The 25,792-nt window shown below is 44.7% G+C and carries 24 protein-coding genes and 1 other RNA gene; 10 read left to right on the top strand and 15 right to left on the bottom strand.

Annotation, left to right across the window (positions count from 1 at the left end; translation table 11 throughout):
• Positions 1 to 12: 12 nt before the first annotated feature.
• The 11 genes from ED312_RS17390 to ED312_RS17340 form a co-directional block, all read right to left on the bottom strand.
• Positions 13 to 1,809: a DNA polymerase III subunit gamma/tau gene (locus tag ED312_RS17390; protein WP_123217301.1), complete on the bottom strand. Its 1,797-nt coding sequence runs from the start codon at positions 1,807 to 1,809 to the stop codon at positions 13 to 15.
• A 286-nt stretch (positions 1,810 to 2,095) separates the two neighbouring features.
• Positions 2,096 to 2,917, bottom strand: a complete 822-nt coding sequence (locus tag ED312_RS17385) for a prohibitin family protein (protein WP_123217300.1) — start codon at positions 2,915 to 2,917, stop codon at positions 2,096 to 2,098.
• Positions 2,918 to 3,137: 220 nt separating this feature from the next.
• On the bottom strand, positions 3,138 to 5,159 hold the full coding sequence (locus ED312_RS17380; protein WP_123217299.1) for a vWA domain-containing protein: 2,022 nt from the start codon (positions 5,157 to 5,159) through the stop codon (positions 3,138 to 3,140).
• 72 nt (positions 5,160 to 5,231) lie between these two features.
• Positions 5,232 to 5,978 (bottom strand): 3-oxoacyl-[acyl-carrier-protein] reductase, encoded by a 747-nt coding sequence (gene fabG / locus ED312_RS17375; RefSeq protein ID WP_123217341.1) that lies wholly within the window; start codon positions 5,976 to 5,978, stop codon positions 5,232 to 5,234.
• A gap of 506 nt (positions 5,979 to 6,484) precedes the next feature.
• Positions 6,485 to 7,357: a succinate--CoA ligase subunit alpha gene (gene sucD / locus ED312_RS17370; RefSeq protein WP_123217298.1), complete on the bottom strand. Its 873-nt coding sequence runs from the start codon at positions 7,355 to 7,357 to the stop codon at positions 6,485 to 6,487.
• A 175-nt stretch (positions 7,358 to 7,532) separates the two neighbouring features.
• A complete protein-coding gene (locus ED312_RS17365; RefSeq protein WP_123217297.1) occupies positions 7,533 to 8,468 on the bottom strand; it encodes a UDP-3-O-(3-hydroxymyristoyl)glucosamine N-acyltransferase in 936 nt (311 codons plus the stop codon).
• A gap of 20 nt (positions 8,469 to 8,488) precedes the next feature.
• Positions 8,489 to 9,055 (bottom strand): elongation factor P, encoded by a 567-nt coding sequence (gene efp, locus ED312_RS17360; RefSeq protein ID WP_123217296.1) that lies wholly within the window; start codon positions 9,053 to 9,055, stop codon positions 8,489 to 8,491.
• Between the two features lie 56 nt (positions 9,056 to 9,111).
• Entirely contained in the window at positions 9,112 to 9,897 is a 786-nt protein-coding gene (gene lpxA / locus ED312_RS17355; protein WP_123217295.1) for an acyl-ACP--UDP-N-acetylglucosamine O-acyltransferase, read from the bottom strand.
• Between the two features lie 63 nt (positions 9,898 to 9,960).
• Positions 9,961 to 11,376 carry a bifunctional UDP-3-O-[3-hydroxymyristoyl] N-acetylglucosamine deacetylase/3-hydroxyacyl-ACP dehydratase gene (locus tag ED312_RS17350; protein ID WP_123217294.1) on the bottom strand — a complete coding sequence of 472 codons (1,416 nt, stop codon included), beginning with the start codon at positions 11,374 to 11,376 and terminating at the stop codon, positions 9,961 to 9,963.
• A complete protein-coding gene (gene lpxD, locus ED312_RS17345; RefSeq protein ID WP_123217293.1) occupies positions 11,369 to 12,397 on the bottom strand; it encodes a UDP-3-O-(3-hydroxymyristoyl)glucosamine N-acyltransferase in 1,029 nt (342 codons plus the stop codon). Before lpxD ends, ED312_RS17350 begins: the two co-directional genes overlap by 8 nt.
• Positions 12,398 to 12,569: 172 nt before the next feature.
• Complete coding sequence (locus tag ED312_RS17340) at positions 12,570 to 13,796, bottom strand: HD domain-containing protein (protein WP_123217292.1); 1,227 nt, start codon at positions 13,794 to 13,796, stop codon at positions 12,570 to 12,572.
• Positions 13,797 to 13,986: 190 nt separating this feature from the next.
• Here ED312_RS17340 and porX point away from each other — a divergent pair, with 190 nt between their 5' ends.
• The 3 genes from porX to cysM all read left to right on the top strand — a co-directional run bounded on the left by porX (position 13,987) and on the right by cysM (position 16,964).
• Positions 13,987 to 15,534 carry a T9SS response regulator signal transducer PorX gene (porX, locus tag ED312_RS17335; protein WP_123217291.1) on the top strand — a complete coding sequence of 516 codons (1,548 nt, stop codon included), beginning with the start codon at positions 13,987 to 13,989 and terminating at the stop codon, positions 15,532 to 15,534.
• A gap of 17 nt (positions 15,535 to 15,551) precedes the next feature.
• Positions 15,552 to 15,959, top strand: coding sequence for a tRNA (adenosine(37)-N6)-threonylcarbamoyltransferase complex ATPase subunit type 1 TsaE (tsaE, locus tag ED312_RS17330; RefSeq protein ID WP_123217290.1), 408 nt, complete (start codon positions 15,552 to 15,554; stop codon positions 15,957 to 15,959).
• 120 nt (positions 15,960 to 16,079) lie between these two features.
• Positions 16,080 to 16,964 (top strand): cysteine synthase CysM, encoded by an 885-nt coding sequence (cysM, locus tag ED312_RS17325; protein WP_123217289.1) that lies wholly within the window; start codon positions 16,080 to 16,082, stop codon positions 16,962 to 16,964.
• A 101-nt stretch (positions 16,965 to 17,065) separates the two neighbouring features.
• Here cysM and rnpB read toward each other — a convergent pair.
• The 3 genes from rnpB to ED312_RS17310 form a co-directional block, all read right to left on the bottom strand.
• An RNA gene (rnpB, locus tag ED312_RS17320) (RNase P RNA component class A) lies at positions 17,066 to 17,401 on the bottom strand.
• 165 nt (positions 17,402 to 17,566) lie between these two features.
• Positions 17,567 to 18,085 (bottom strand): DUF7935 family protein, encoded by a 519-nt coding sequence (locus ED312_RS17315; protein WP_123217288.1) that lies wholly within the window; start codon positions 18,083 to 18,085, stop codon positions 17,567 to 17,569.
• Between the two features lie 182 nt (positions 18,086 to 18,267).
• Positions 18,268 to 19,071: a 5'-nucleotidase C-terminal domain-containing protein gene (locus ED312_RS17310; RefSeq protein WP_123217287.1), complete on the bottom strand. Its 804-nt coding sequence runs from the start codon at positions 19,069 to 19,071 to the stop codon at positions 18,268 to 18,270.
• A gap of 37 nt (positions 19,072 to 19,108) precedes the next feature.
• On the opposite strand from ED312_RS17310, the gene ED312_RS17305 reads away from it, so the two are divergent.
• From ED312_RS17305 to porD, 6 genes are all read left to right on the top strand, one after another.
• Positions 19,109 to 19,633, top strand: a complete 525-nt coding sequence (locus tag ED312_RS17305; RefSeq protein WP_123217286.1) for a DUF6913 domain-containing protein — start codon at positions 19,109 to 19,111, stop codon at positions 19,631 to 19,633.
• A 1-nt stretch (position 19,634) separates the two neighbouring features.
• Positions 19,635 to 20,537, top strand: coding sequence for a 4-hydroxy-tetrahydrodipicolinate synthase (gene dapA, locus ED312_RS17300; RefSeq protein WP_123217285.1), 903 nt, complete (start codon positions 19,635 to 19,637; stop codon positions 20,535 to 20,537).
• A 225-nt stretch (positions 20,538 to 20,762) separates the two neighbouring features.
• Positions 20,763 to 21,554 (top strand): outer membrane protein assembly factor BamD, encoded by a 792-nt coding sequence (locus tag ED312_RS17295; protein WP_123217284.1) that lies wholly within the window; start codon positions 20,763 to 20,765, stop codon positions 21,552 to 21,554.
• Between the two features lie 10 nt (positions 21,555 to 21,564).
• Positions 21,565 to 21,891, top strand: a complete 327-nt coding sequence (locus ED312_RS17290) for a DNA-directed RNA polymerase subunit omega (RefSeq protein ID WP_123217283.1) — start codon at positions 21,565 to 21,567, stop codon at positions 21,889 to 21,891.
• Positions 21,892 to 23,109: a bifunctional phosphopantothenoylcysteine decarboxylase/phosphopantothenate--cysteine ligase CoaBC gene (coaBC, locus tag ED312_RS17285; protein ID WP_123217282.1), complete on the top strand. Its 1,218-nt coding sequence runs from the start codon at positions 21,892 to 21,894 to the stop codon at positions 23,107 to 23,109.
• A gap of 86 nt (positions 23,110 to 23,195) precedes the next feature.
• On the top strand, positions 23,196 to 24,089 hold the full coding sequence (gene porD, locus ED312_RS17280) for a type IX secretion system protein PorD (protein WP_123217281.1): 894 nt from the start codon (positions 23,196 to 23,198) through the stop codon (positions 24,087 to 24,089).
• Positions 24,090 to 24,348: 259 nt separating this feature from the next.
• Here the strand turns inward: porD and ED312_RS17275 are convergent, their stop codons facing one another.
• On the bottom strand, positions 24,349 to 25,233 hold the full coding sequence (locus ED312_RS17275; RefSeq protein ID WP_123217280.1) for a lysophospholipid acyltransferase family protein: 885 nt from the start codon (positions 25,231 to 25,233) through the stop codon (positions 24,349 to 24,351).
• 68 nt (positions 25,234 to 25,301) lie between these two features.
• Between ED312_RS17275 and ED312_RS17270 the strand changes: the two genes are divergently transcribed.
• Positions 25,302 to 25,792, top strand: a 491-nt coding sequence (locus ED312_RS17270) for a rhomboid family intramembrane serine protease (protein WP_148044321.1), incomplete at its 3' end; no start/stop codon positions are given.

The raw sequence follows: 25,792 nt of genomic DNA, 5'->3' as shown, positions 1-25,792 counted from the left end.
GATGATAGATATTTAGATATCCAGGTCAAATTCTTTGCGAAGGGTGTCTATCAAGGGGTTGGTTTGCATGAGTTTAATGTATTTTTCCTGGGGAGTGAATGCATATTTCCGTTCGGTTTTCTCATTCACGGTCACCTGCAGGCTTATGAAGTGGTTGCGAAGTTCCGTTTTCAGGTATTCCATAAGCGGGAACTGGTCTCGTTCCACTTCTTTTTTCATGGTATCGTTAGGCAATTCGATCCATATGATATTGTCATTTTTCAGTTTTGGCCTGTCCGTAGCCAGGTTGGAAGCTATGATCTTTTTTCCCTTGTCATTCATCATTTTTATATAGCTGTCCCAGGCTTCCTGCATTTTTTCTTCGGTAAAAGGCTCCCGCGGCAGTTTGGATTCGTCCACATGGGTTTCCTTTTTGTTCTTTTCCAGCTCCTTTTTCGCCTTGATGCTGGACAGGGATAACCCGGAGACATGTTTTTTCCGGATCTCTATAGTGGAGGTTCCGGGTATGATGTTGTCATTCTGTTCTCGTTCCGGTTCCTGTTGTGCGACGGTAGCGGTTTCGGCGGGGGAAGCCGGAATGGTTCTTTCCGGTTCTGGTTTCGGAACGGTGGCTGTGGCAACCGGGGCGGAAGTGTTTTGCCCTGGCACTGTCTCAGCCGTGGCAGGAAGGGTAGCCGTTTTTTTTACGGAGGTACCGTTTTTCCTGAAATGAGACGGGGGAATTATGAAATGTGTGTCATTTTTTTTTTCTCCATCGAAAGTGATGGAGGCGAGTTGCATAAGGCAGAGTTCTACGAGCAATCTCTGATTTTTACTCGTTTTGTAATTGAGGTCGCAGGTATTTGCCAGTTCTATTCCCTTCATCAGGAAAGGTAAGGGGGCTTTCCTGGACTGTTCCAGATAGCGTTGTTTTGCCTCGTTACCGACTTCCAGTAGCGGAATGGTAGCCTCGTTTTTAGCTACCATCAGGTCCCGGAAGTGAGAGGCCAGTCCGGCAACAAAATGATGCCCGTCAAAACCTCTTGCCAGGGTTTCGTTAAAATCCACCAGCAGTTGCGGAATATTGTTTTCCAGGATAAGATCGGTTGCCTTAAAATAGGTGTCGTAGTCCAGTACATTCAGATTTTCCGTAACTGCCTGACGGGTAAGATGTTTTCCTGAAAAACTAACGACCCTGTCAAATATGGACAAGGCATCCCTCATGGCACCGTCGGCTTTCTGTGCTATGATGTGCAGCGCGTCGTCTTCTGCTTCTATACCCTGGTTCTCGGCGATATATTTTAAATACTCGGCAGCATCCCTTACGGTAATACGTTTAAAGTCGAAAATCTGACAACGGGAAAGGATCGTAGGTATGATCTTGTGTTTTTCTGTGGTTGCCAGGATAAAAATGGCGTGTTTCGGCGGTTCTTCAAGAGTTTTGAGAAAAGCGTTGAAAGCTGCCTGAGAGAGCATGTGCACCTCATCAATGATGTATACCTTATATTTTCCGGACTGGGGAGGTATACGGACCTGGTCTATAAGGTTCCGGATATCATCTACCGAGTTATTGGAAGCCGCATCGAGTTCAAAAATATTAAAAGCGAAATCCTCATCCGGATTTTCTATGCCATCCTGGTTGATCTTTTTGGCAAGAATACGGGCGCAGGTGGTTTTTCCAACCCCTCTCGGCCCGCAAAACAGTAAGGCCTGTGCAAGGTGGTTATTGTCTATGGCATTAAGCAGGGTGTTGGTAATGGCTTGTTGTCCCACAACATCCTTGAATGTCTGGGGACGGTATTTACGCGCAGAAACCACAAATTGCTCCATAGAAAAATCTTTACGACACAAAGATAAAAATTGCGTTCATATTTTGGGAGGGGAGAAGGGAATTTTAGCGGGAGTTGTTAACAAAGCTTTGGGGATAAAGGAGTAGGAGGGCATGCTGCAGCAGGGGCTTTCACTGTTTCGGTTTACCGAAGAAAAACCGGTCTTTTCAGGTTTTTATTGTCCGGGACAGAATGACATTATGGCCAAAGGGAGAAGGGGATAAACAAAAATGTCCCGCGAAAGCGGGACATACATTATTTGCGGTTCACAAACCGGGCAGCTGATATTACTGGTTTCCCAGAATAATAGGCATGCCATCTTTTCCGGAACCTATTACAATGACTTTGGCATTTTGGGACCTGGAGAGTTCAAGCGTTGCCTGTATGCCTTTTTCCCGGATGATCTGGTCGGTAAGGGAAGCATTGAGTATCCGGTTCGCATTGGCCTTTCCTTCGGCTTCGATACGCTGGCGTTCAGCCTCTTTTTCAGCTTTTTCCAGGCGAAATTCATACTCCAGGGATTCCTGTTCCTGCCGGAGTTTGGTTTCTATGGCCGCCTTGATGGTAGCGGGAAGGGTGATGTCCTTAACCAGTATTTCGTTTAATTGCACATACTGTTCATCCAGTATTTTTTTGGTTTCCTCATGGATTTCATTTTGTATGGCATCTCTTTTGGAGGAATACAGTTGTTCCGGAGTGTATCTTCCGACAACACTTCTAACGGCAGAACGTATGGCAGGACGAATAACCCGGTTTATATAATTTTCTCCTTTTTCACGATGCAGGGACCCCAATTTAGTATAAAAAGGCTGGTGCCAGGCCGTGGCATCCACACCTATTTCCAGTCCGTTGGATGAGAGTACCAGCATTTTTTCCGAAAGCTCCTGCTGGCGAACTTCATAAACGAACACTTTATTCCATGGGAAAACAAAATGAAAACCTTCTCCCATAGGCGGTTCGTCCGTGACTACCCCTCCTCCGAATGTCTTGTATAATACCCCGGCTTCTCCGGAGCCTATGGTAATGGTGGAATTGAAAATGAAAACAATCAGTAATACAATACCTATAATAATGGGTAATTTTATTTTTGTCAAGTTGTCGAAATTCATATGCGATGCGTTATGGTTGTTTATTATTGAATTTAAGTTAATCCCCTGGAGTCTATTGCGGCTCCTTTTTAGCGGGAGATCCCCGAATAGCCTGTGATTATTTGTATGATACCAATGGTATTGACTGTAAAACAGACATTCGCTTTACCACAAACCTATGGATTTTAATTTATAGTAGGGTAGGGTATCCCTGTAACTTTTTCTTTTTGTAAAAAATACTTTAAACAAGTCCCCTGTATTTACGTAGAAACCACTCGGCGGAAAGCAGCAGGACAATAATAAACAACAAGATTTTCCAGTCCACAAGAGCTATGTTGTCCTCTTTACTTTTCTGAACAGGTTTAAACCTTTCGTCATTTGTAAGTATGTTATAGAGGCTATCACTTACGGAACTATAGCTTATGGTGCCCCCGGTGTTACCGGCGAGTTTTCGGAGCCCCTCTATATCGGCACCGGCATACTGCTGCTCCACGTCAAATTCCAATATCCGGAACTGACCGGACCGTTGCATATTTTCACCTTCCACGCGTATTGTAAAGGTATATTCTCCGGCTTCTAGGTCGCTCAGGTCAGCTTCGTAATAATTATTACGGAGCAACATCGGGTAGGTCTTTTCGGTATTATTGTCTTTATTCCTGACTTCTATACCCAAGGATGCTTCGGGATTGAAAATATAATTATTGTCAAAATACTGGGCGGTGATAACCACAGGGGTGGTGCCGTCGTACAGGGTTTCGTAATCGGTTTCCAGGCGGTCCCTTTTTTTATCGGATGCGAGGTAAAGTACCAGTTTACCGATAAATTTGTCAAACTTTTCATAGTTCTTGTGGTCCCGGAAATCCTGCATTCTCCATCGCCAGATATCCTCGCCCAGAAGCAGGGCTGTTTTTTTGTTGTCTTTTTCTGTAGTGAGGAGTAGCGGGGTTTTGGTAACCACCCCGTTGATCTTCTGGAACAGAATTGGTTCATAGGGCGTATTTACCGTAATATCCCCGAAAGGAACCTGCAGGGGAGGATAACGGGATAAGCCGATATCTTCGGAAGCAAATACGGAATAGCTTTCGTTATAACTGCCCTGTACTTCCTCAGTGAGTCTGGCCGGTTTTCTTGAAAAATCTTTTTGGGCCCGGTTCAGGAAATTCCAGTCGGTGCTCTTTCCCCCGATGATAAACGTGTTTTTTCCCGATTTTTCCAGTTGACGGAATACGCCGGTAAACGAAGCGTCCGGTTGATAGAGGATAACGAGTTGGTAATCGTTGATACGGTTTATATCAAGGGTTGGTTTACTCAGGGTAACGGTACGTTCTTCATTGGATTCGATACTCCGTTTCAGGGCGCCGAGGTCCGGATGAACGATATCAGAAACAATAAGGACTTCCGTTTTCTGGTCAATGACCTCTATACCGAATTCCTTGTAATTGTTTTTGGTGTTTTTTTCGTTTTCTACAGGTAGAATTTCGGCCCGGAACGTGAGTATGCCCCGGGTACCGGCCTCGAGATGTGTCCGGATAATCTCCGATCTTTTTTCCGGGGAGAAGTTCACGTTCTCACTGTAAAGTGTCCGGTTTCCGGAGGTAAGGCGAAAAGTGGAACTTACCGCGGTTTTTCCTTCGTAGTTAAGAATAATTTCTACGGGGAATTTGTTACGGAAGTACGCGTACCTGTTGACATTAAGTCTTTGTATCTTCAGATCATCATAGGTTGTCGTATCTCCTAATGCTACCGGAAACACGGGCATGGGATAGTTCAGCGAAGTGTAGGTGTAATCTTCGCCATAGGTCTGGTTGCCATCGGTAAGGATGATGACCGAGGCATTTTTTCCCCTGTAAATTTCTTTTAAAGAAGTCAGGGCTTCGCTCAGGTTGGTATGTTGTTCCTCAAAGGAAAGGGAATCCCCGTTTTTCAGGTTTTTCCCGAAAGTATAATAATCAGGGGAAAATTTTTCCGCCAGTTCCGTATTTTGTTGCAGTTGTGAGAGAATGTCGCTTATTTGCTGCTGTTGACCGAGGTAGGGGATAGAAGAAGAGTTATCCGCAACAATGGCGAGAGCCGGTTTTTCCTCATAAACGGTTACCTTCCGGAATTTCGGATTGATGAGCAGCATGAGAATAGCAAATACGGACAGGAAGCGCAAAAAAGCAAAAAGCAAGTTTTCCTTTGACTTGCCTTTTGCTTTTCCGTATTGGAACACTGCTGCGAGCAGAGCAACTACTCCTGCTATAATGAGGTATATAACGAACATTTTGTGGGTTTAGTTGGCGAGTGTAAGGGTGTTCGAGTGTAACTCGCCCACCCGAATACCCGTACACTCGTTTTATGTAAGCATTCCGCCGTCAACATTAAGCACCTGCCCGGTAACATAGGCACTCATGTCAGAGGCCAGGAACACACATGCATTGGCTACATCTTCCGGGGTTCCGCCCCGCTTTAACGGAATGGCATCTCTCCATCCCTGAACAGTTTTTTCATCGAGTACCGCGGTCATTTCCGTTTCTATAAAACCGGGGGCTATGGCATTGCAACGGATGTTGCGCGACCCGAGTTCGAGGGCTACGGACTTTGTGAAACCAAGAATACCTGCCTTGGAAGCAGCGTAGTTGGTTTGCCCGGCATTACCTTTGACACCTACAACGGAACTCATGTTTATGATGGAACCTTTACGTTGTTTTAACATGGTTCTCTGTACGGCTTTGGTCATATTGAAAACGGATTTGAGGTTTACCTCAATGACCTTGTCGAAATCTTCTTCGGAAATACGCATCAGAAGGTTATCTTTGGTAATCCCGGCATTGTTTATAAGGACGTCTATACTGCCAAATTCGGCAAGTACGTCTTCTGCCAGTTTCTGGGCCTCTTCAAAGCTTGCTGCGTTACTTTTGTAGCCTTTTGCTTTTACTCCGAGAGAAACGAGTTCCTTTTCCAGTTCGGCAGCGGCTTCGGCCGAAGAACTGTATGTAAACGCAACGTTGGCACCCTCACGGGCAAAAACCTGCGCAATGCCTTTTCCGATTCCCCTGCTTGCGCCGGTAATAATAGCTGTTTTTCCTTCTAAAAGTTTCATCTGATGTTTTTTATTCATTTTTAATTGGTCAACACCCGTCCGATATTAATTCTTTGAGACTAAAGGTAAAAAAGCGGAGGGTATAATATATCATATGTCTACCCTTCTTTTCCGTCTTTTTCCCGATAAGCAATGACCAAATATAGCAAATAGATAGAGCACAAAACAAAAATCCCCGCCAATTTAGCGGGGATTTGTCGTAAGAAGTTTATTATTATGATTTTACGGGGAGCGGTTTTTCGGAACTGATGAGATAATCCCCGTCCGGTCCGGTTATTTTACCCTGTTTACCCGAGGCCTGCATAGTGATATCTGGTTATTACAGGCAACCGTTTGATTGGGGTACAATATGTTTTAAAGTTGCACACTCCGGACCGGGAGAAGTACCGGGACGGATGATAAGAACCGCCGGATTTTTTGAGCGATAAAAAATAAAATCCATTAGCTTTTTTCAGACTAATGGATTTTAAATTTCCTGAAAAACAGGGTTTTTATTTGAGGAATGCTTATCCCAGGACTTCGGCTACTTTTTTACCGATTTCCGCAGGAGAATCCACTACGTGGATACCGCATTCTTTCATGATCCGTTTTTTGGCTTCTGCAGTATCATCAGCACCGCCTACGATAGCACCGGCATGGCCCATCGTTCTCCCTTTGGGAGCAGTTTCTCCTGCGATGAATCCGACAACAGGTTTTTTGTTACCGTTCTCCTTGATCCACCGGGCAGCATCTGCTTCGAGTTGTCCGCCTATTTCCCCGATCATTACGATACATTCTGTCTCGGAGTCATTCATGAGCAGCTCTACCGCTTCTTTGGTTGTCGTCCCGATGATAGGGTCTCCTCCGATACCAATTGCGGTGGTAATCCCCAATCCTTGCCGGACCACCTGGTCGGCAGCTTCGTAAGTAAGGGTACCGGACTTGGATACGATACCTACATTTCCTTTCTTGAAAACAAAGCCGGGCATAATACCTACTTTGGCTTCGCCGGGAGTAATAACACCGGGACAGTTAGGCCCTATCAACCGGCAGTCTTTATTTTTGATATAGTCGGAAGCGGTAATCATATCGGCTACCGGAATACCTTCCGTGATGGTAATGATAACTTTAATGCCCGCATCGGCAGCCTCCATAATAGCATCTGCAGCAAAGGCAGGCGGAACAAAGATGATGGAAGTATCCGCACCGGCTTTTTCCACGGCGTCTTTTACCGTATTGAAAACAGGGCGGCCCAGGTGCTCCTGACCTCCTTTTCCGGGAGTTACTCCTCCTACCACGTTAGTTCCGTATTCTATCATTTGTTCGGCGTGAAAGGTACCTTCACTACCGGTAAAACCTTGTACAATTATTTTTGAATCCTTGTTGACTAAAACACTCATTATATTTGAATTTTTAATAGGCTATGCAAAAATAGGGTTTTATATGGATTATGCGTTACGCTTTGCCGTTTAATGTTCGGCAAGAATTGTTATTTTTTTGTTAGCCGGAATTCCTGTTTTGCATTGCGGAACGATGATGTAGTCCATTTTTTACGCAGCGGTATTCCCTGTGTAGTTACCTGTTGTTGAGCACTTCTATAATTTCCGGTATTTTCCGTATAGCGGCCAGTTCCCTGTATTTTTTACGGGCTTCCTCGGCAGGATAACCGAAATAGGTAGTATTTCCTTCGAGGGACTTACTTATTCCGGACTGCGCCAGGATAACGGCTCTGGCACCTATGGTAATGCCGCTGGTCATGCCTACCTGTCCCCATATGGTCACTTCGTCTTCAATAACAACGCAACCGGCAATTCCGGTTTGTGAGGCTATGAGACATTTTTTTCCGATAACGGTGTCATGTCCCACATGCACCTGGTTGTCCAGTTTGGCGCCCTCTTTTATCCGGGTGCTTCCGGTAACTCCTTTGTCTATGGTACACGAGGCACCGAGATCGACAAAATCTTCAATGACCACGTTACCGCCGGACAGCAGTTTATCGAACCCTTCCGGTCTTTTTTTGTAGTAAAAAGCATCGGCTCCGAGGACCGTACCGGCATGAATAGTGACATTGTTTCCTATAACCGTATTGTCGTATATGGTAACGTTGGGGTGAATAACACAATTATCGCCGATGATAACATGGTTACCGATAAATACGTTGGGCTGTATGATGGTGTTTTCACCTATAGCGGCCGTGGGGGAGACAGAGACCCCGGCTCTTTCAAAAGGCCGGAAGTGACCGGTGAGTTTATTGAAATCGCGGAAAGGATCGTCAGATATAAGCAGGGCTTTGTCTTCCGGACATTCCACCTGCTTGTTAATGAGCACTACCGTGGCGGCAGAATTGAGAGCTTTATCGTAATACTTGGGATGATCGACAAAGACAATATCGCCGGGTTCCACAACATGTATTTCGTTCATTCCCGAGACAGGGAAATCTTCCGGGCCCACGTAGTCGCAGTCCAGAATGGCAGCTATTTGCCGCAATGTGTGTACCTGTGGAAATTTCATAGGCTCTCCCGTTTATAGGCTTATTCTTTTACCCGCTCTACGTAGGTACCCTTGTCGGTTTCGATCTTTATTTTGTCTCCTTCGTTGATAAACAGCGGAACGTTTACGGTAGCCCCGGTTTCCATCGTTGCCGGTTTGGTGGCATTGGTAGCGGTATTTCCTTTTACACCGGGTTCGGTATGTGTAACCTCAAGGATAACGTGTGAAGGCATTTCTACGGATAGGGGCATGCTGTCCTCGGTATTGATGAGGATGGTTACTACTTCTCCTTCTTTGAGCAATTCCGGCGCATCAAGGGCATTTTTGGAAAGGGAGATCTGGTTGAAATCTTCCGTGTTCATAAAATGGAAAGTTTCCCCTTCGGGATAAAGGTATTGAAAGGTATGGGTTTCCACCCGCACATCTTCTATTTTATGTCCTGCGGAAAAAGTATTATCTATCACTTTACCGGTTGTAACACTTTTCAGTTTGGTACGTACGAAAGCCGGACCTTTTCCCGGTTTTACGTGCAGGAACTCTATCACTTTAAAGATGTCATGGTTATACCGGATACACAATCCTTTCCGGATATCTGACGTTGTTGCCATGTTTTATGTTTTTTATCGCTTAAACTTCTTTTTAACCAAAAACGACAGGCAGAGATTTACCCGGCGTTGAAATATCCTTTCATAATACCCCGTTGAGAGTCACGTATGAACTGAAGGATCTCATCCCTTTCCGGAGTTGCCTCCATTTCTGCTTCTATGATCTCTATGGCCTGGGTATTATTATAGTTCTTCTGGTACAGTATCCTGTAAATGTTCTGTATTTCGCGGATCTTTTCGGCGGAGTACCCTCTTCTTCGGAGCCCGACAGAGTTGATCCCTACATACGACAGGGGTTCCCGTGCTCCTTTGATATACGGAGGAACATCTTTTCGTACGAGTGATCCTCCGGTAACAAAAGCGTGGTTACCGATAGAGCAGAACTGGTGAACGGCCGTCATTCCGGCAAGAACCACATAGTCGCCAACAGTGATGTGCCCGGCAAGGGTACTGTTGTTGGAAAAAATACAGTTGTCTCCCACAATACAATCGTGTGCAATGTGGCAATAAGCCATTATCAGGCAGTTTTTACCGATAACGGTTTTCATCCGGTCTACGGTGCCGCGGTTTATGGTAACACACTCCCGTATGGTCGTATTGTCACCAATCTCTACAATGGTTTCTTCTCCCTGGAATTTAAGGTCCTGCGGAGTAGCCGAGATAACCGCCCCGGGGAAAATATTACAGTTTTTTCCAATCCGTGCCCCTTCCATGATAGTCACGTTAGAACCTATCCAGGTCCCTTCCCCGATAATCACATTGTTATGGATGGTAGTGAAGGGCTCGATAACCACGTTTTTGGCTATCTTGGCACCCGGATGTACATATGCTAAAGGCTGATTCATGTGTGTCGATTGATCGAAAATTATAATGCGAAATGAATTGGGAAGGACGGTTGAGTCGTTTTCCTAATCCTCTTCATTTTTTACTTTTACTATTTGTGCCATCATTTCGGCTTCGGTAGCCAATTTACCATTGGCATAGGCATATCCCTGCATGTGGCATATACCCCTTCGTATAGGAGTTACAAGTTCCAGTTTAAAAATCAGTGTATCCCCCGGACCCACCTGTTGTTTGAACTTTACCTTGTCTATCTTCATAAAGAAGGTGAGGTAGTTCTCCGGATCCGGTACGGTACTCAAAACCAGGATTCCTCCTGCCTGGGCCATAGCTTCTACCTGTAATACGCCGGGCATTACCGGTGCGCCGGGGAAGTGGCCGACAAAGAACGGTTCGTTCATCGTTACGTTCTTTACCCCCACAACATGGGTATCCGAAAGTTCCAGGATCTTGTCTACCAACAGGAAGGGCGGCCTGTGAGGCAGCTTCTTCATAATGTCCGTAACATCCATTAACGGGGCCTGGTTCAGATCGTACTGCGGTACTTTGTTTCTTTTTTCTATCTTGATGATCTTGGAAAGTTTTTTTGCAAACTGCGTGTTTACAAAATGGCCGGGCTTGTTGGCAATGATCTTGCCCCGGATACGTGTACCTACGAGAGCGAGATCCCCGATGACATCGAGAAGTTTATGACGTGCCGCTTCATTAGGGTAGTGTAGGGTAAGGTTGTCAAGAATACCGTTCGGTTTTATTGAAATGGAATCTTTCTGAAAGGCTACTTTCAGTTTTTCCATGGTTGCGGGAGACAGTTCCTTGTCTACATACACGATAGCGTTGTTGAGATCACCTCCTTTGATAAGGCCGTGTTCCAGCAGGGTTTCTATTTCGTGCAGGAAACTGAACGTCCTGGCATTGGATATTTCTTTTTTGAACTGGGACAGTTGTTTCAGGGTGGCATTCTGTGTTCCCAGTACTTTGGTGCCGAAGTCTACCATAGTGGTTACCTGGTATTCATCGGCAGGTATAACGGTAATTTCGCTTCCGGTCTCTTCATCTGTGTAAGAGATAACATCTTTTACAATGTATTCTTCCCTTTCCACATCCTGCTCCACCATACCTGCACTTTCCAGAGCTTCTACGAAATATTTGGAGGAACCGTCCATAATGGGAGGCTCCGGGGCATTGAGCTCTATCAGTACATTATCTATTTCCAGTCCCACCAGGGCAGCGAGAACATGCTCGGAGGTATGTATACGGACCCCTTTTTTCTCCAGGTTTGTTCCTCTCTGGGTGTTAACCACATAATTGGCATCGGCTTCAATAACCGGACTGCCTTCGAGGTCAATACGTTTAAAGGCGTAACCGTGATTTTCCGGGGCAGGCTTAAAGGTCATAGTTACTTCGTGTCCTGTGTGAAGACCTACTCCCTGTAGCGTAACTTCTTTTGCAATGGTACGTTGTCTGGCAACTTTATCACTACTCATTATCGTTCCGTTTTTTATCGAATTGGTGAATGGTTTGTACTAATTTGGGCAGGTTCTTGAAATGCACGTAGGATTTGTTGAAATCTCCGTGAGCAAAGGCGGGCGAACCCTGAAGGACCTCATCGTCCTGTATGTTCCTTATGATTCCGGACTGGGCCTGAACCTTAACGCGGTTGCCTATGGTTAAATGACCTACAATCCCTACCTGTCCTCCAATCATACAATTCTTTCCTATTTTGGTAGATCCTGCAATACCGGTCTGTGCGGCTATTACGGTGTTTTCTCCGATTTCCACATTGTGTGCTACCTGTATCTGGTTGTCGAGTTTCACTCCTTTCCTTATGATGGTAGAGCCCAATGTGGCCCTGTCTATAGTAGTCCCCGCCCCTATATCCACATAATCTTCGAGAATTACGTTTCCTGTTTGCGGAACTTTGGAATACCTGCCGTTTTCATCAGGTGTAAAACCAAACCCATCCGCACCTATAACGGCGCCGCTGTGAATAACACAGTTGTTGCCTATTATTGTTTCGGAATAAATTTTGGCGCCTGCAAATATAACTACATTATCTCCGAGAGAAACGTTATCACCTATATAAGCATTGGGATATATTTTACAATTGTTCCCTATTTTTACATTATCTCCCACATAAGCAAAAGCACCGAGGTAGATGTTTTCACCGTAACCGGCTGATTCCGAAATATAAGAAGGCTGTTCTATTCCGGTTTTGTTCATCTTTACCTGGTTGTAATATTCCAGTAACCTGGAAAAAGACTTATAGGCATCCTCCACTTTTATAAGGGTGGTGGAGAGTTCTGATTCAGCTTCGAAATCCTTGTTTACAATAGTGATCGAAGCTTTCGTAGTGTAAATATATGACCGGTACTTGGGATTGGCCAGAAAAGTAAGGTCGCCTTCAGAACCCTCTTCTATCTTGGCCAGCTTGGAAACCTCTACGTCCGGGTCTCCGATAATGTCCCCTTCCAGTATGCCTGCTATTTGACTTGCTGTAAATTTCATTCCTGCAAAAGTATAAAAAAAGTAAATATTAAGTTATCGCCCCTTTAAGTTAATAGACGAAACACGCAGGTGGGGTGTTACACAGGTGTTATATAAGTCTGTGAACTACGGCAGGTTGAAAATTCACAGGGACTTCTTTTTACGGTCTTTTTATTTTTTTTGCTGTTGTTTTTCAGCTGTGTTTGGGATAACATGCATAATATTTGGTCACCGGTCTGGACAATGCTTTCAGGTTGAGCAGGTCGGATGCCTTGACGACATCGGAGATTTTTCCCGATTTCATCAGGATATGGATATTTTCTTTATCCATGCTATAGGCAAGGTTCTCCACTTTTCCTGTAAATACGAAATAACGCGCCGTTTCTTCCGGCACATCATATCTTTCCTTGAAAAGGTCAATGTGTTTTTCCAGTTTTTTTTCAGGGAAGGGTTTTTTCCGGTACTTGATTTTGAGCAGGTCACGGTTCAGGATCATGGTGCAGAGCCTTGATAAAACAAAGTCGTCGTGAAATTGCCATTCTTTCATGGCTGAGATGATATCGTAATCGTCAAGCCTTGAAAAAATGTCGAGAACCGAAGCATCAAAATGCTGTATTTCCACTTTGTTGGTGAGGAAATATTCCAGGGCCGTACTGGCTTTAAGATCAACTCCTTCGGAAACCAGTTCCTTGGCTCTCTGCAAAACACGTATAAGGAGCTGTTCGGCTGCGAGCCCTGTTTTATGGAGATAGACCTGCCAGTACATCAGTCGTCGTGCCACCAGGAATTTTTCTACGGAATAAATCCCTTTTTCCTCAATAGCCAGTTCATTGTCTACCACATTGAGCATGGTAATCAGCCTTTCGGAATTTATATTGCCCTCGGCCACCCCGGTGTAAAAGCTGTCCCGTTTCAGGTAATCCGTCCGGTCAATATCAAACTGGCTCGAAATCAACTGATGCATGAACCTGCGATGGTATTCGCCACGGAACATTTGTATGGCCAGCGTTAAACTTCCGTTAAAAGTGCGGTTGAGTTCTTCCATGAAAAGCAGGGATATCTGTTCGTGGCTCACCCCGTTTACGATACTGTGTTCCATGGCATGGGAAAAGGGACCATGGCCTATATCGTGCAGCAAAATAGCTATAAGCAGGGCCTCTTCCTCTTCTTCGGAAATATCAACCTTCTTAAAACGAAGGGTTTGCACTGCTTTCTGCATAAGGTGCATGCAACCCAGGGCATGGTGAAACCGGGTGTGGTGAGCTCCCGGATATACGAGGTAAGACAGCCCCATTTGAGATATCCGGCGGAGCCTTTGGAAATACCGGTGTTCTATAAGGTCAAAAACAAGAGTGTTGGGTATGGTAATAAATCCGTAAATTGGATCGTTAAATATTTTGAGCTTGTTAGTATGATTCATCTATATAAAATTTCGCAAACTTTTGGTTTTGCCTTATTTGTGTATCGGTTAGTAATTATCTTTGCTTGTCAAATGCCCGTTAAGGGTTTTTAATGTTTATTTTTGGCGCGAAACCTGTAAACCGCGATCCGGTTATTTTCCCCGTCTGATAAAAAAAGGAGTACGAAATGCAAAATACAAATATACGGATATGAGCAACATAAAAATACTGTGGGTTGATGATGAAATCGATTTGTTGAAACCGCACATTCTCTTTCTAGAAAAAAAGAACTATACGATCTCTACCTGCCAGAGCGGGGCCGATGCAATAGAAGATGTCGATAAGAACAGCTACGATATTGTCTTCCTGGACGAAAACATGCCGGGGCTGACCGGCCTGGAAACCCTGACGGAAATTAAAGCAAAACGGCCGAATCTACCGGTAGTGATGATTACCAAGAGCGAGGAAGAATACCTCATGGAAGAGGCCATAGGGTCTAAAATAGCGGATTATCTGATAAAGCCCGTTAATCCGCATCAGATATTACTTTCGCTGAAGAAAAACCTCGACCACTCGCGACTGGTGTCAGAAAAAACTACAGCTAACTATCAGCAGGAGTTTCGGAAGATTGCCATGGATATGGCCATGGTCAATTCTTACGAAGAATGGGTCGGGCTCTATAAAAGACTTTTGTACTGGGAACTGGAACTCGAAAATATAGAGGACGTAGGTATGGTAGAGATACTGGAATCGCAAAAGACGGAAGCCAATACGCAGTTCGGTAAGTTCATAGAAAAGAATTACCCCGGATGGTTCTCGGACGATGAAGGCCCGGTAATGTCACATACCCTGTTCCGCGAACTGGTGGTGCCGGAATTGCAGAAAAACACGCCTACGCTGCTGGTGGTCATAGACAACCTCAGGTATGACCAGTGGATGGCTATTGAAGACGCGGTCAATGTACATTATAAAAGTAAAAACGAAGTACCGTATTTCAGTATCCTTCCTACAGCCACACAGTACGCCAGGAATGCCATTTTTGCGGGGTTAATGCCAGCGGAAATGGAAAAGCTGTACCCTAAATACTGGAAGAACGACACGGATGAAGGTGGAAAAAACCTGCACGAAGCAGATTTTCTGCACGAACAAATACGTCGTCTCGGCCTGGATATCAAATGGGAATACCATAAGATTTCCAGTCTGAAGGCCGGAAGGCAACTGGCACAGAACTTCAGATCACAGAAGGATAACGACCTTACCGTAGTGGTGTACAACTTTGTGGATATACTTTCGCATTCCAAAACCGAAATGGAAGTTATCAAAGAGCTTGCATCCAATGATAAGGCCTACCGTTCACTTACCCAGAGCTGGTTTAAAAACTCCCCGTTACTGGAAATCATCCAGCAATCGCAACAACTCGGTTTTAAACTCTTGCTCACCACAGACCACGGCACCATAAATGTCAAAAATCCGTCTAAGGTGATAGGGGATAAGGAAACAAGCCTGAATCTGCGCTATAAAACGGGCAGGAGTCTTTCTTACGAAGCTAAGGAGGTCTTTGCGGCGAAAAGGCCTAAGGATATCCATTTGCCATCTATTAATATGAGCAGTTCGTTTATTTTTGCAAAGGATGATCTCTTTTTCGCATATCCCAATAATTATAACCATTACGTGAGCTATTACCGGAATACCTATCAGCACGGGGGAATATCACTTGAGGAGATGATCATACCTTTTATAGTCCTGGAACCCAGGTAGAATTTAATACCGAGACCTTGAAAAAGATCAGTTATACCCTGGAGGAAATAGAGGTAGTGTCCCGGCAGCTTCTGGATGAAGTGCCCGGAAAGACCCTGTTGTTCTACGGAGATATGGGAGTAGGGAAAACTACCCTGATAAAATCACTGGCGCATCATCTGGGTGTAAAAGATGTCACCGGAAGCCCTACCTTCGGGCTTGTCAATGAGTACGAAGGAGAACACCGGAGTAAAATATATCATTTTGACTTCTATCGCATTAATGATGAGATCGAGGCCCTGGACATAGGTATTGAAGATTATCTCTATACCGGTGCGTGGGTCTTTATCGAATGGCCGGAGAAGATCGAAGGGCTGCTGCCGGAAGATGCCGTTGCCGTCCGGATTGAAAAAAGTGCGGACGGTAGACGGGAATTATCTTTTTGAAGAAGGGGTACTTCTTCGATAAAAATATTGGTATTTTTGTATGATAAAATTCGCGGAAGCGGGTTTTTGCCACTATTAATCCATATAATCTATAGGAAAAGCATAATAAAGCTGTTCGACATGTATAAAACCTTACTCGACAATATAGGGAATACACCATTGGTAGCTGCAACCACTCTGGTGAAGAATAAAAATATCAGCCTGTTGCTGAAACTGGAGGGAGATAATCCCGGAGGCAGTGTAAAAGACAGGGCAGCGTACAATATGATAAAAAGCGCCCTGGACCGGGGAGATATAAAACCCGGAACAAAGCTGATCGAAGCCACCAGTGGTAATACGGGGATAGCCCTGGCGATGATAGCCGGTTTGTTCAAGCTGGACATAGAACTGGTTATGCCGGAAAACTCCACCCGTGAGCGGGTTCAGACAATGCGGGCTTACGGAGCCAAGGTAACCCTGACCTCATCGGATTCGGGTATCGAAGGTTCCCGGGATTATGCGGAAAAAAAGGTGGCAGAAGAGGGGTATATGTCTCTGAACCAGTTTGGGAATGATGATAACTGGAAAGCCCATTATAAGACTACGGGTCCGGAAATATGGCGGGATACCGGGGGAAATATCACTCATTTTGTATCTGCAATGGGAACTACAGGCACTATAATGGGGACTTCTACCTTCCTGAAAGAGAAGGACCGGGATGTCCGTATCGTTGGAGTGCAGCCTACCGATAATTCCAGTATTCCCGGAATACGCAAATGGCCGAAAGAATACCTGCCGGGAATATTCAACCCGTCCAAAGTTGATGAAATTATAGAAGTAAGTGAAGCCGAGGCCGCTGAAATGACCAGGAGACTGGCCCGTGAAGAAGGGATATTTGCAGGGATGAGCAGCGGAGGAGCGGTATGTGCAGCCCTGAAACTGGCCAAAACCCTGAATGAGGGAGTTATCGTAACAATTATATGCGATCGTGGCGACCGGTACCTGTCATCAGACCTGTTCAGCTAGCCTGCAGTTCCGAAGTTGAGAGACATGTGCAAAAGAATGGTGATGCAGTATATGCCCGGAAATTAAAGCCCGGGGTCTGAAGCCTTGAGTCTCTAAAAATAAAAAAAAGCAGGCCTGTAAGCCGGATTCTGTCGAGTCTTATCATTTATCTGGGATACCGGTTACCCGGGATCTCTAACCGCCTACCCTCCGGCACCCCGATAGTTATCGGGATCGGGCGCGCAACCCTTAAATGCCGGTATACATGGCGTTGCACCGCGTAGAGTTTACCTGATTTCACTACAGCATTACCTGTACATCCTTTCTGTTGCACTTGTCCTCTCCCGGTAAGCCGGGGGGCGGGTGTTACCCGCTACGCTGCGCTGTGGTGTCCGGACTTTCCTCTCCCCGGATCCCGATAGTTATCGGGACCGGGAAGCGATAAGATGGCCTGCGGGACAAAGTTACGAACCTTTCCCGGAAATATTCGGTTGTTTTCCGGGAATCAATTCTAAAAGATGCAAACCGGGTGCAAAAGATAATGAAGGTGCAGGATAACTGTAGCTAAAAACCTTCACAATTTTTTATACCTGGGTCTTTTTCGGGGCTATCGGATTTTAATTTCAGGTCAGAAAATCACCTACTTCCTTTTTAATATAAGCCAGGGCAGCGGCAGACGGAGATGTTTTGTCAAACATTTCATTCAGGATGCTTTCCCGGAGTTTATCGGCCGAATCCGTTTTTTCGCTCATATTCACCTTCCGGATGAGTTGGATGGTGCTGTTCTTGGCAGTTTTTATTACATTCCAGCATTCGTCACTCATATATATCTGCTGAGACAGGTTGTGGTCGTATTCGTCTTCGATATTGCGGATGAGAAGGGCTTCGTATTCCTCTTTGCCGCTTCCGTTAGGAGAAACGCGCAGCAGTAATTTGGAGGGATTGATACGTTCCAGGAAAAGCACCATGCGTTCATAAGCCTGCAGACGGATAGGGAGAATATCTTTCTGACTTTCGCGCTTCAGAAAGAAATGACGGCGCGAATTTTCGTTTTTGACAAACTGCTGAAAAAAATAATAGGCAACCAGCCCCGTAATGACTGCGGGCAGGCAGTAAAAAAGTAATTCTGTTACCGGGATCATATTGTATTATTTATACGGTTTTACGATTGGTGTTTTATATAACGCATGGCAGCGGGTAATTGTTATAAGGCAGGCGCGAGAAATCCTGTATGGGGCTTGTTTTCGGATTCCGAATTTTGCCGTTCCATAGCAACTGCTTTCATTGCTGCTTTCTGATCTCCGGACTTCCGGTTCGGGATGATTTAGTCGCGAATGAAACGATCGTCCTGTTGCGTCCGGATAGTGTCCGTTTCCGTGAAATAATCGATCATGGCATTCCGGATGCGGTAATCCAGCGGCGTGGTGCTTACGGGATTCAGGAAAAAATCCATATGGTCTCCACCGTTCATCAGGTAATCCGAAGTAGCAATGTAGTAATGTCTGTTTTTATCGAGCGGTTTTCCTGCAATGAGAAATTTTTTCACTTTTCCGTCATTATCCAGTACCAATTGCATGCCGCTAACCGGGTGTGCGGTCTTTGCTTTTGCGAGGTAAGCTGTCAGTTGCTGTACCTTGTCAGCAGTAAGTTCCAGTACCACGATGGCATTTTCAAAAGGCATTACCTCATAGGCTGTCCGTGCCGTTACATCTCCCTTGGCCATGGTTGCACGTATGCCGCCAAAATTAAGCAGCACAGCATCGATATTCTTACCTGTTCTCCTTTTAAATACCGGCTGGGATTTCTGCATGACAATATCAGCCATGAGGTTTCCTATTGCCGTATTCAGTTCACCGTCGGTTTTACTGAGATTGGCAGAGTTATACGCAAGGGGTGCGCTAAGGTCTTCGTCTATGTGCTCACGGAACGGTTGTATGAATTCCTCAATAGTTTTATCTTCCGTGATACTGTCGTTGATATTAATCTCCTTTCCTTCGATACGGGAAATTTGTGGCTCTGTAACAACATCCCCTCTTTTACAGGAGAAAAATAAAGTTATCGTTATAAAAATAACAAAATGTGTTATTCCTATGTTATTATGATACGGTGATCTTCTGTTTTTATGCATGGTAATGTATTACATTTGCAAAACAAAGCGAAGGTATATGTTTTTTAAGAAATATAAAGAGAAAGCCGCCTATAAAATTCTCAAAAAAGGCTTGTCCGCCAGGAGTGGCGGGCAGGGTTACGGGAGTGCTAAGGTATCTTCTCTGGCCTGCGTGGTAAACCTGGACGAATATGGAGAAACGGAAACTTTTAAAACCCTGGCAAGAGATATAGGGGTAAGGCAGGAAAATTTCAGGATCATCGGTTTTATTCCCCGTAAGGATGCCAATGCTTTTTACGGAATACCGGTCCTTCACGAAGAAGAACTGGGGTGGAGGGGAGAGATCCGTAACGGAGATTATAAAGCATTACTGGAAAAGCCATATGATATGCTGCTGAGTTATTACAGTAAGCCGAATTTGCTGCTGGGTCTGGCTACGCATCAAATAAAAGCCGCTTTTAAAGTAGGGCTTGCAGGAGAATATGAAAAAGAAAACGATTTTATAATGAACATCAGTCCGGACAGGTTTCCGGAATTCAGAGAAGAGTTAATTAAATATCTCACTATTTTAAACAAGATATAAGATGTCAAAATTTACAGGCACCGGGGTAGCTCTGGTAACCCCGTTTAAAAGAGATAACAGTGTAGACCGGGCCGCACTTGAAAAAATTGTGGACCACTGCATCGAAGGAGGAGTGGAGTATCTGGTGGTTTTAGGAACCACTGCGGAAAGCGCAACATTGACCAGAGAAGAGAAGGAAACAGTAAAACAGACCGTGATAAAGGCAAATGCGGGAAGACTTCCGTTGGTTCTGGGAGTAGGAGGAAACAACACTGCCGAGGTTGTAAATGAACTGCATACTACGGACATGTCCGGGTTTGATGCTATCTTATCCGTGTCACCTTATTACAACAAACCTACACAAGAAGGAATATACCAGCATTTCAAAGCAGTGGCAGAGGCATCATCCCTTCCGGTGATTCTTTATAATGTACCGGGAAGGACAGCTTCTAATATGTTGCCGCAAACGGTACTGAGGCTGGCAAGGGACATAGATAATATAATAGGTATAAAAGAAGCGGCCGGGGACATCGTTCAGGCCATGCGCCTTATTAAGGAAAAGCCGGAAGGTTTCCTGGTAATTTCGGGGGATGATATGGTTACCCTGCCCATGGTACTTGCCGGGGGGGCGGGAGTAATATCAGTAATAGGCCAGGGATTCCCCAGGGAATTTACGGAGATGGTACGGTACGGTCTTGACGGAAATGCTACTGAAGCCTATAGGTTGCATTATAAACTTATGGATGCCATAGACATGATTTTTGAACAGGGGAACCCGGCGGGCATCAAATCAGTATTCAGGGCCCTGGGTCTGGCAGATGATGTATTGCGGTTGCCTTTGGTGAAGGTAGACAGGGACCTGGGGCAGAGAATTGCAGGTTTTGTTGAAAAAAACGCCCTTCGGCTCCGTTCAGGGACCGTATAGGCTGGACCATTGGACAAGAAACATACAGGCATAAACCGGGGCGAATTCTAAAAATATGGTTAAAATTCGCCCCGGCCTGTTTTCGGGGAAGCGTGTAAATTGTATCTTCGGCGATAATAAATTTTGTATTATCCAATTATTGGCTAATTTTGCCGTTAATTTTAGCGGTGAAGACCATTGCCGTGATGACACGGACGGAAACCACTTAAAATTACGCGTTAAAGCATGAAGAAATTTTTATACATCGCTGCTGCTGCCCTGATAAGCTCCTGTAGCCCGTTTCAAAAGGCACTGAAGAGCGAGGATGTTAAGGTAAAGTATGATCTGGCTGAGAAACTGTACAATGAAGGAGACTATAAAAGAGCAAACCGTCTTTTGGAGCAGGTCGTACCTCAATATGCAGGAAAACCGCAGGGAGAAAGGGTAGTGTACTTCCATGCCAACGCCTATTACCAGACTAAAGATTATTATCTTGCAGCTTATCAGTTCGACCGTTTTTCGAAATCCTATCCGAAAAGTGATAAAGCAGAAGAGGCGGCTTTCCTGGGGGCCAAGAGTTATTACATGCTGTCTCCGAAATACAGTCTGGACCAGAAGGAAACCAATACGGCTGTGGATAAATTGCAGCTGTTTATCAATAATTACCCTGATTCCGAATATCTCGACGAGGCCAACAAGCTGATTCATGAATTGCGGACCAAATTGGAGAAAAAGGATTTTGAAATTGCCAAGCAGTACAATCGGATAAGCGATTACAAAGCGGCCATAAAATCATTTGATAATTTTCTTTCGAACTATCCCGGAACCGTTTTTCGGGAAGATGCGATGTATTACAGAATGCTTTCTTCCTATAATCTTGCCGTAAACAGTATTTACGCGAAGATGGAAGAGCGTCTTAATCATACCAAAGAATCCTATAATACTTTAAAAAGGTATTATCCGGATACCAAGTATGCCGATGAGGCCGAAAAAATGATGGCCGAAGTAGAACAGGAATTACAACAATTTAGCAAATAAGAAGAGAGAGATGAGCAATTTGAGAAAAACAGAAGCCCCGGTTTCTACCGTTACCCTCGACAAAAACAAGATAGACGCCCCTACCGATAATATCTATGAGGCGATATCTATCGTTGCCAAAAGGGCTACCCAGATCAATTCCGAGATCAAAAAGGAACTGATAGAGAAACTGGAAGAATTTGCCACATATACCGACAGCCTGGAAGAAATATTCGAGAACAAGGAACAGATCGAAGTTTCCAAGTTCTATGAAAAACTTCCCAAGCCTCATGCTATTGCGGTAGAAGAGTGGTTAAACGACAAAATATACTACAGGAATACCGAAAAAGAAGCGTAAATGTCTGTTTTAAGCGGCAAGAATATCCTTTTAGGCATTACCGGGGGCATTGCCGCTTACAAAACTGCTTTTCTGGTACGGTTATTTATCAGGGCAGGAGCTGATGTCCGGGTGATCATGACCGAAAATGCCAGGGAGTTTGTCACTCCGCTTACTTTATCCACGCTTTCGAAAAACCCCGTGCTGTCCTCGTTTACAGATGAGGAAGATGGTAATGCTATGTGGAATAATCATGTGGAAGCAGGTCTCTGGGCCGATTATATGATTATTGCCCCGGCTACGGCCAATAGCATGGCTAAGATGGCCAACGGTGTTTCGGATAACTTTCTTCTGGCAACATATTTATCCGCCAAATGTCCGGTTTATATAGCCCCGGCGATGGATCTGGACATGTACAAACACCCTTCCACGCGAAATACCTTACATACCCTTAAAGCTTACGGAAACATAATTATCCCCGCTGTTCATGGCGAACTTGCCAGCGGGCTTACCGGGGAAGGCCGTATGGCGGAACCGGAGGATATCGTGGCTTTCATGGAAAAGCATATCCTGAGCAATCTGCCGTTTTACGAAAAGAAAGTACTCATAACCGCAGGGCCTACCTACGAAGCTATAGACCCGGTCCGTTTTATCGGAAATCACTCTTCCGGAAGAATGGGCATAGAACTTGCCCGGACTGCTGCTTCACTTGGAGCAGAGGTAACACTGATTATGGGCCCTACACATCTTACTGCAGATATTCCCGGAGTAAATATCGTCCGTGTAGTGAACGCTGAAGAGATGTACCTGGCGGTCCACGAGGTATTTGAGCATGTGGATATAGCAGTGCTTGCCGCTGCCGTTTCCGATTACAGGCCGGTAACGGTGCAGGAACAGAAAATAAAGAAAAAAGACGCTTCACTGACGATAGAACTGGAACCTACAAAAGATATCCTGGCCTCGATAGGAGCCATTAAAAAACACCAGTACCTTGTTGGTTTTGCTCTGGAGACTCATGACGAGACAGAGAATGCCAAAGGAAAGCTCCGCAGGAAAAATCTGGATGCCATAGTGCTCAATTCGCTTAATGACAAAGGAGCAGGTTTTGGTAAATCAACAAATAAAATTACCTTTATAGACAGGGAAGAGAACATCGTGTCATTTGAATTGAAACCCAAATCGGATGTGGCCCTGGATATTTTTAAGGAGATACAACGCAGGATGTCGGAAGACAGCTAATGGAAAAACTGTTTGAGAGCAGGATTTAAGCTATTGACCTCCGTCATACGATTAACCAAAAATCATAGCATTTGCTTTAACCGGAAATGAAAAACTCAGTTCTTTTAGTTTGTTTTCTCATGGTGTGGAATTTTTCTCTCCACGCACAGGAACTCAATTGCAAAGTGGTGGTAGACGCTGAACAGGTGGGGCAGAGTAACAGGCAGATATTTGAAACCCTGGAAAAGTCCATTACCGATTTTATAAACAAAACCAAATGGACAAACCGTATGTATGCCATGCAGGAAAGAATAAACTGCAGCATGTACATTACGGTCTCCAAGTATGAGTCCGATCGGTTTTCGGCCTCCATACAGGTGCAATCTTCCCGTCCGGTCTACAATACATCCTACGAATCTCCCGTATTTAATTTTCAGGACAGGCAGTTTGATTTCCGTTATCTGGAATTTCAACCCCTCTTCTTTAACCGGAATACATTTGAATCCAACCTCGTGTCGGTGATTACATATTATATATATGTTATACTCGGAATGGATGCGGATACTTTTGCCCCGGAAGGCGGGACGGATTATTACCAGCAGGCCCGGAATATTGTTAACCTGGCCCAGAGCAGTAATTATTCCGGATGGAAACAGTCGGACGGGAACAAGAGCCGGTGGGGGCTTGTGGATAACCTGTTGTCGAACCCGTTTAAGAGTTATCGTACGGCTTTATACGAGTATCACCGGATGGGACTGGACAGGATGACCGAAGATGCGGCTTCCGGAAAAGAATCCATGGCCAGGTCCATGAAATTCCTGGAGCGTGTTAATTCCACCAGGCCCAATTCGTTTTTGCTTCAGGTCTTTTTCGATGCGAAGAAAGACGAAATACTGAATGTCTTTTCCGATGGTCCCAAAGTGGACATCGTAAGCCTTAAAAATTCGCTGAACAAGGTAGCGCCGGTATATGCGGGGTCCTGGGAGAAAATCACTTTTTAGGTATCAGGCAGAAATTGAGATACGTACTCAGGTTTTTTCGATTGGTCTCAAAAATAGTTTGAACCACATGCGTTAGTGCATATCGCTTTGACTTCTCAAAACTCCCGTTATTGAGTTTACAAAAGAGTTGCCGTAATGACCAAATCGCAATTTTAATGATTGCTTATAAAGCCAGTGGCTTGTAGTCTGTAGTTCGGTTCAGGAATTGTTATGAATGCATATTGGTCCTGTCATTATTTCCTTTCACATTACCAATTCCTCAGAGCTTGTCCGGTGCTTTCCCCATATGTTTCCATCGTTTGTGGGTCCAGAAATAATATTGAGGAGCTTCTTTTATTTGTTTTTCCACCTCCCGGAGGAACATGTCCGTAACCTGGTAATCCGGATAGGTTTCAGGGTTTTCGGCCAGGGTAAGGAAGGTAGCCTGGTAATATCCTCTTCTGACTTTTTCAACACGCAGGTATATTACGGCAAGTCCGGTCCTTTTGGCAAGTATTTCCGAACCTACATGGACCGGTACTTTAACTCCCATGAATTCCTGCCAGTATATGGCTTTGCTCATGAGTGGTGACTGATCGCTCAGAAAACCGTATATACAGGTAATATGGTCCCTCTGATTTTGCCGGATTACGCGGATAGTTTCCTTTGTTTCTATTAATGTGGTGCCAAACTTCTGACGTATTCGTTTTACCAGACGGTCAAAATACGGGTTTCTTATGCGCTTATATATGGCATATCCTTTGGAAGCAACCTGTGGGTCCAGTGATGAAGTCCATTCCCAGTTTGCATAATGAGGGAAGAGTAGTACAACACTTTTGCTTTTCTCCAGCTTCAGTATTTCTTCCACATTGGTATATACGAACCTCTTTTCCATTTCTTCCTGAGAGATGGAGAGGGTTTTTATCATTTCCAGGAAAACATCGGCCAAATGCCTGTAAAACTTTTTTTCGATATCCAGCCTTTCTTCGTCTGACAGGTGGGGAAGAGCCAGTTTAAGGTTATTCCTTACGGTCTTTTTGCGGTATCCTATAATCCTGTAAAGCAGGATGTAAACGATATCGGAGATCAGGTAAAGAAGCCGGAACGGGAGGACAGAGATCAACCATAAGAAAGGATAAGCCAGAATAAAGACCAGAAGCTGCATTATATCTCTTAGTATTTCCGGCAAATATAGCTATATTTGAACACATAAGGATACAAACATACCATTCTATGGATTTGAATATAGTAATGATAGCAGTGATTGCTGCTAACGTATTGGTTTCCATCAAAGGATTTAACGATCCTTCTTTTTTTGAACGTTATAAGTTTGAGATAAGGGCAATAAAAAAGGGAGAAAAACTACGTATGCTGACCTCCGGGTTCTTGCATGTGGACTTTACACACCTGTTGTTCAATATGATCACCTTTTACTTCTTTGCCCCGATCGTGATATTTCATTTCGGCAATCTGAAGTTTCTGGCTATTTACCTGGCGAGTTTACTGGCCGGAAACCTGTTGTCTTTTCAGTTTCATAAAAATGAGGATTATTACAGTGCCGTAGGAGCCAGTGGTGCCGTGACGGGCATTATTTATTCCGGTATACTGCTCAATCCGGGGATGAGTATCTACTTCTTTTTTATCCCCATTCCCATCCCGGCATATATTTTTGGCATAGGGTATCTGTTGTATTCCATCTACGGTATGAAAAACCGGGTGGGGAA

Origin of the sequence: Sinomicrobium pectinilyticum (genome assembly GCF_003725735.1) — a bacterium.
Lineage (GTDB): Bacteria > Bacteroidota > Bacteroidia > Flavobacteriales > Flavobacteriaceae > Sinomicrobium > Sinomicrobium pectinilyticum.
This window is presented reverse-complemented; position numbering and strand designations above follow the sequence as displayed.

Bases quoted from the DNA above. Each gene is read 5' to 3' on its own strand.
- ED312_RS17390 (WP_123217301.1), bottom strand. From the start codon at position 1,809: ATGGAGCAATTTGTGGTTTCTGCGCGTAAATACCGTCCCCAGACATTC.
- ED312_RS17385 (WP_123217300.1), bottom strand. From the start codon at position 2,917: ATGAATTTCGACAACTTGACAAAAATAAAATTACCCATTATTATAGGT.
- ED312_RS17380 (WP_123217299.1), bottom strand. From the start codon at position 5,159: ATGTTCGTTATATACCTCATTATAGCAGGAGTAGTTGCTCTGCTCGCA.
- fabG (WP_123217341.1), bottom strand. From the start codon at position 5,978: ATGAAACTTTTAGAAGGAAAAACAGCTATTATTACCGGCGCAAGCAGG.
- sucD (WP_123217298.1), bottom strand. From the start codon at position 7,357: ATGAGTGTTTTAGTCAACAAGGATTCAAAAATAATTGTACAAGGTTTT.
- ED312_RS17365 (WP_123217297.1), bottom strand. From the start codon at position 8,468: ATGAAATTTCCACAGGTACACACATTGCGGCAAATAGCTGCCATTCTG.
- efp (WP_123217296.1), bottom strand. From the start codon at position 9,055: ATGGCAACAACGTCAGATATCCGGAAAGGATTGTGTATCCGGTATAAC.
- lpxA (WP_123217295.1), bottom strand. From the start codon at position 9,897: ATGAATCAGCCTTTAGCATATGTACATCCGGGTGCCAAGATAGCCAAA.
- ED312_RS17350 (WP_123217294.1), bottom strand. From the start codon at position 11,376: ATGAGTAGTGATAAAGTTGCCAGACAACGTACCATTGCAAAAGAAGTT.
- lpxD (WP_123217293.1), bottom strand. From the start codon at position 12,397: ATGAAATTTACAGCAAGTCAAATAGCAGGCATACTGGAAGGGGACATT.
- ED312_RS17340 (WP_123217292.1), bottom strand. From the start codon at position 13,796: ATGAATCATACTAACAAGCTCAAAATATTTAACGATCCAATTTACGGA.
- porX (WP_123217291.1), top strand. From the start codon at position 13,987: ATGAGCAACATAAAAATACTGTGGGTTGATGATGAAATCGATTTGTTG.
- cysM (WP_123217289.1), top strand. From the start codon at position 16,080: ATGTATAAAACCTTACTCGACAATATAGGGAATACACCATTGGTAGCT.
- ED312_RS17315 (WP_123217288.1), bottom strand. From the start codon at position 18,085: ATGATCCCGGTAACAGAATTACTTTTTTACTGCCTGCCCGCAGTCATT.
- ED312_RS17310 (WP_123217287.1), bottom strand. From the start codon at position 19,071: ATGCATAAAAACAGAAGATCACCGTATCATAATAACATAGGAATAACA.
- ED312_RS17305 (WP_123217286.1), top strand. From the start codon at position 19,109: ATGTTTTTTAAGAAATATAAAGAGAAAGCCGCCTATAAAATTCTCAAA.
- dapA (WP_123217285.1), top strand. From the start codon at position 19,635: ATGTCAAAATTTACAGGCACCGGGGTAGCTCTGGTAACCCCGTTTAAA.
- ED312_RS17295 (WP_123217284.1), top strand. From the start codon at position 20,763: ATGAAGAAATTTTTATACATCGCTGCTGCTGCCCTGATAAGCTCCTGT.
- ED312_RS17290 (WP_123217283.1), top strand. From the start codon at position 21,565: ATGAGCAATTTGAGAAAAACAGAAGCCCCGGTTTCTACCGTTACCCTC.
- coaBC (WP_123217282.1), top strand. From the start codon at position 21,892: ATGTCTGTTTTAAGCGGCAAGAATATCCTTTTAGGCATTACCGGGGGC.
- porD (WP_123217281.1), top strand. From the start codon at position 23,196: ATGAAAAACTCAGTTCTTTTAGTTTGTTTTCTCATGGTGTGGAATTTT.
- ED312_RS17275 (WP_123217280.1), bottom strand. From the start codon at position 25,233: ATGCAGCTTCTGGTCTTTATTCTGGCTTATCCTTTCTTATGGTTGATC.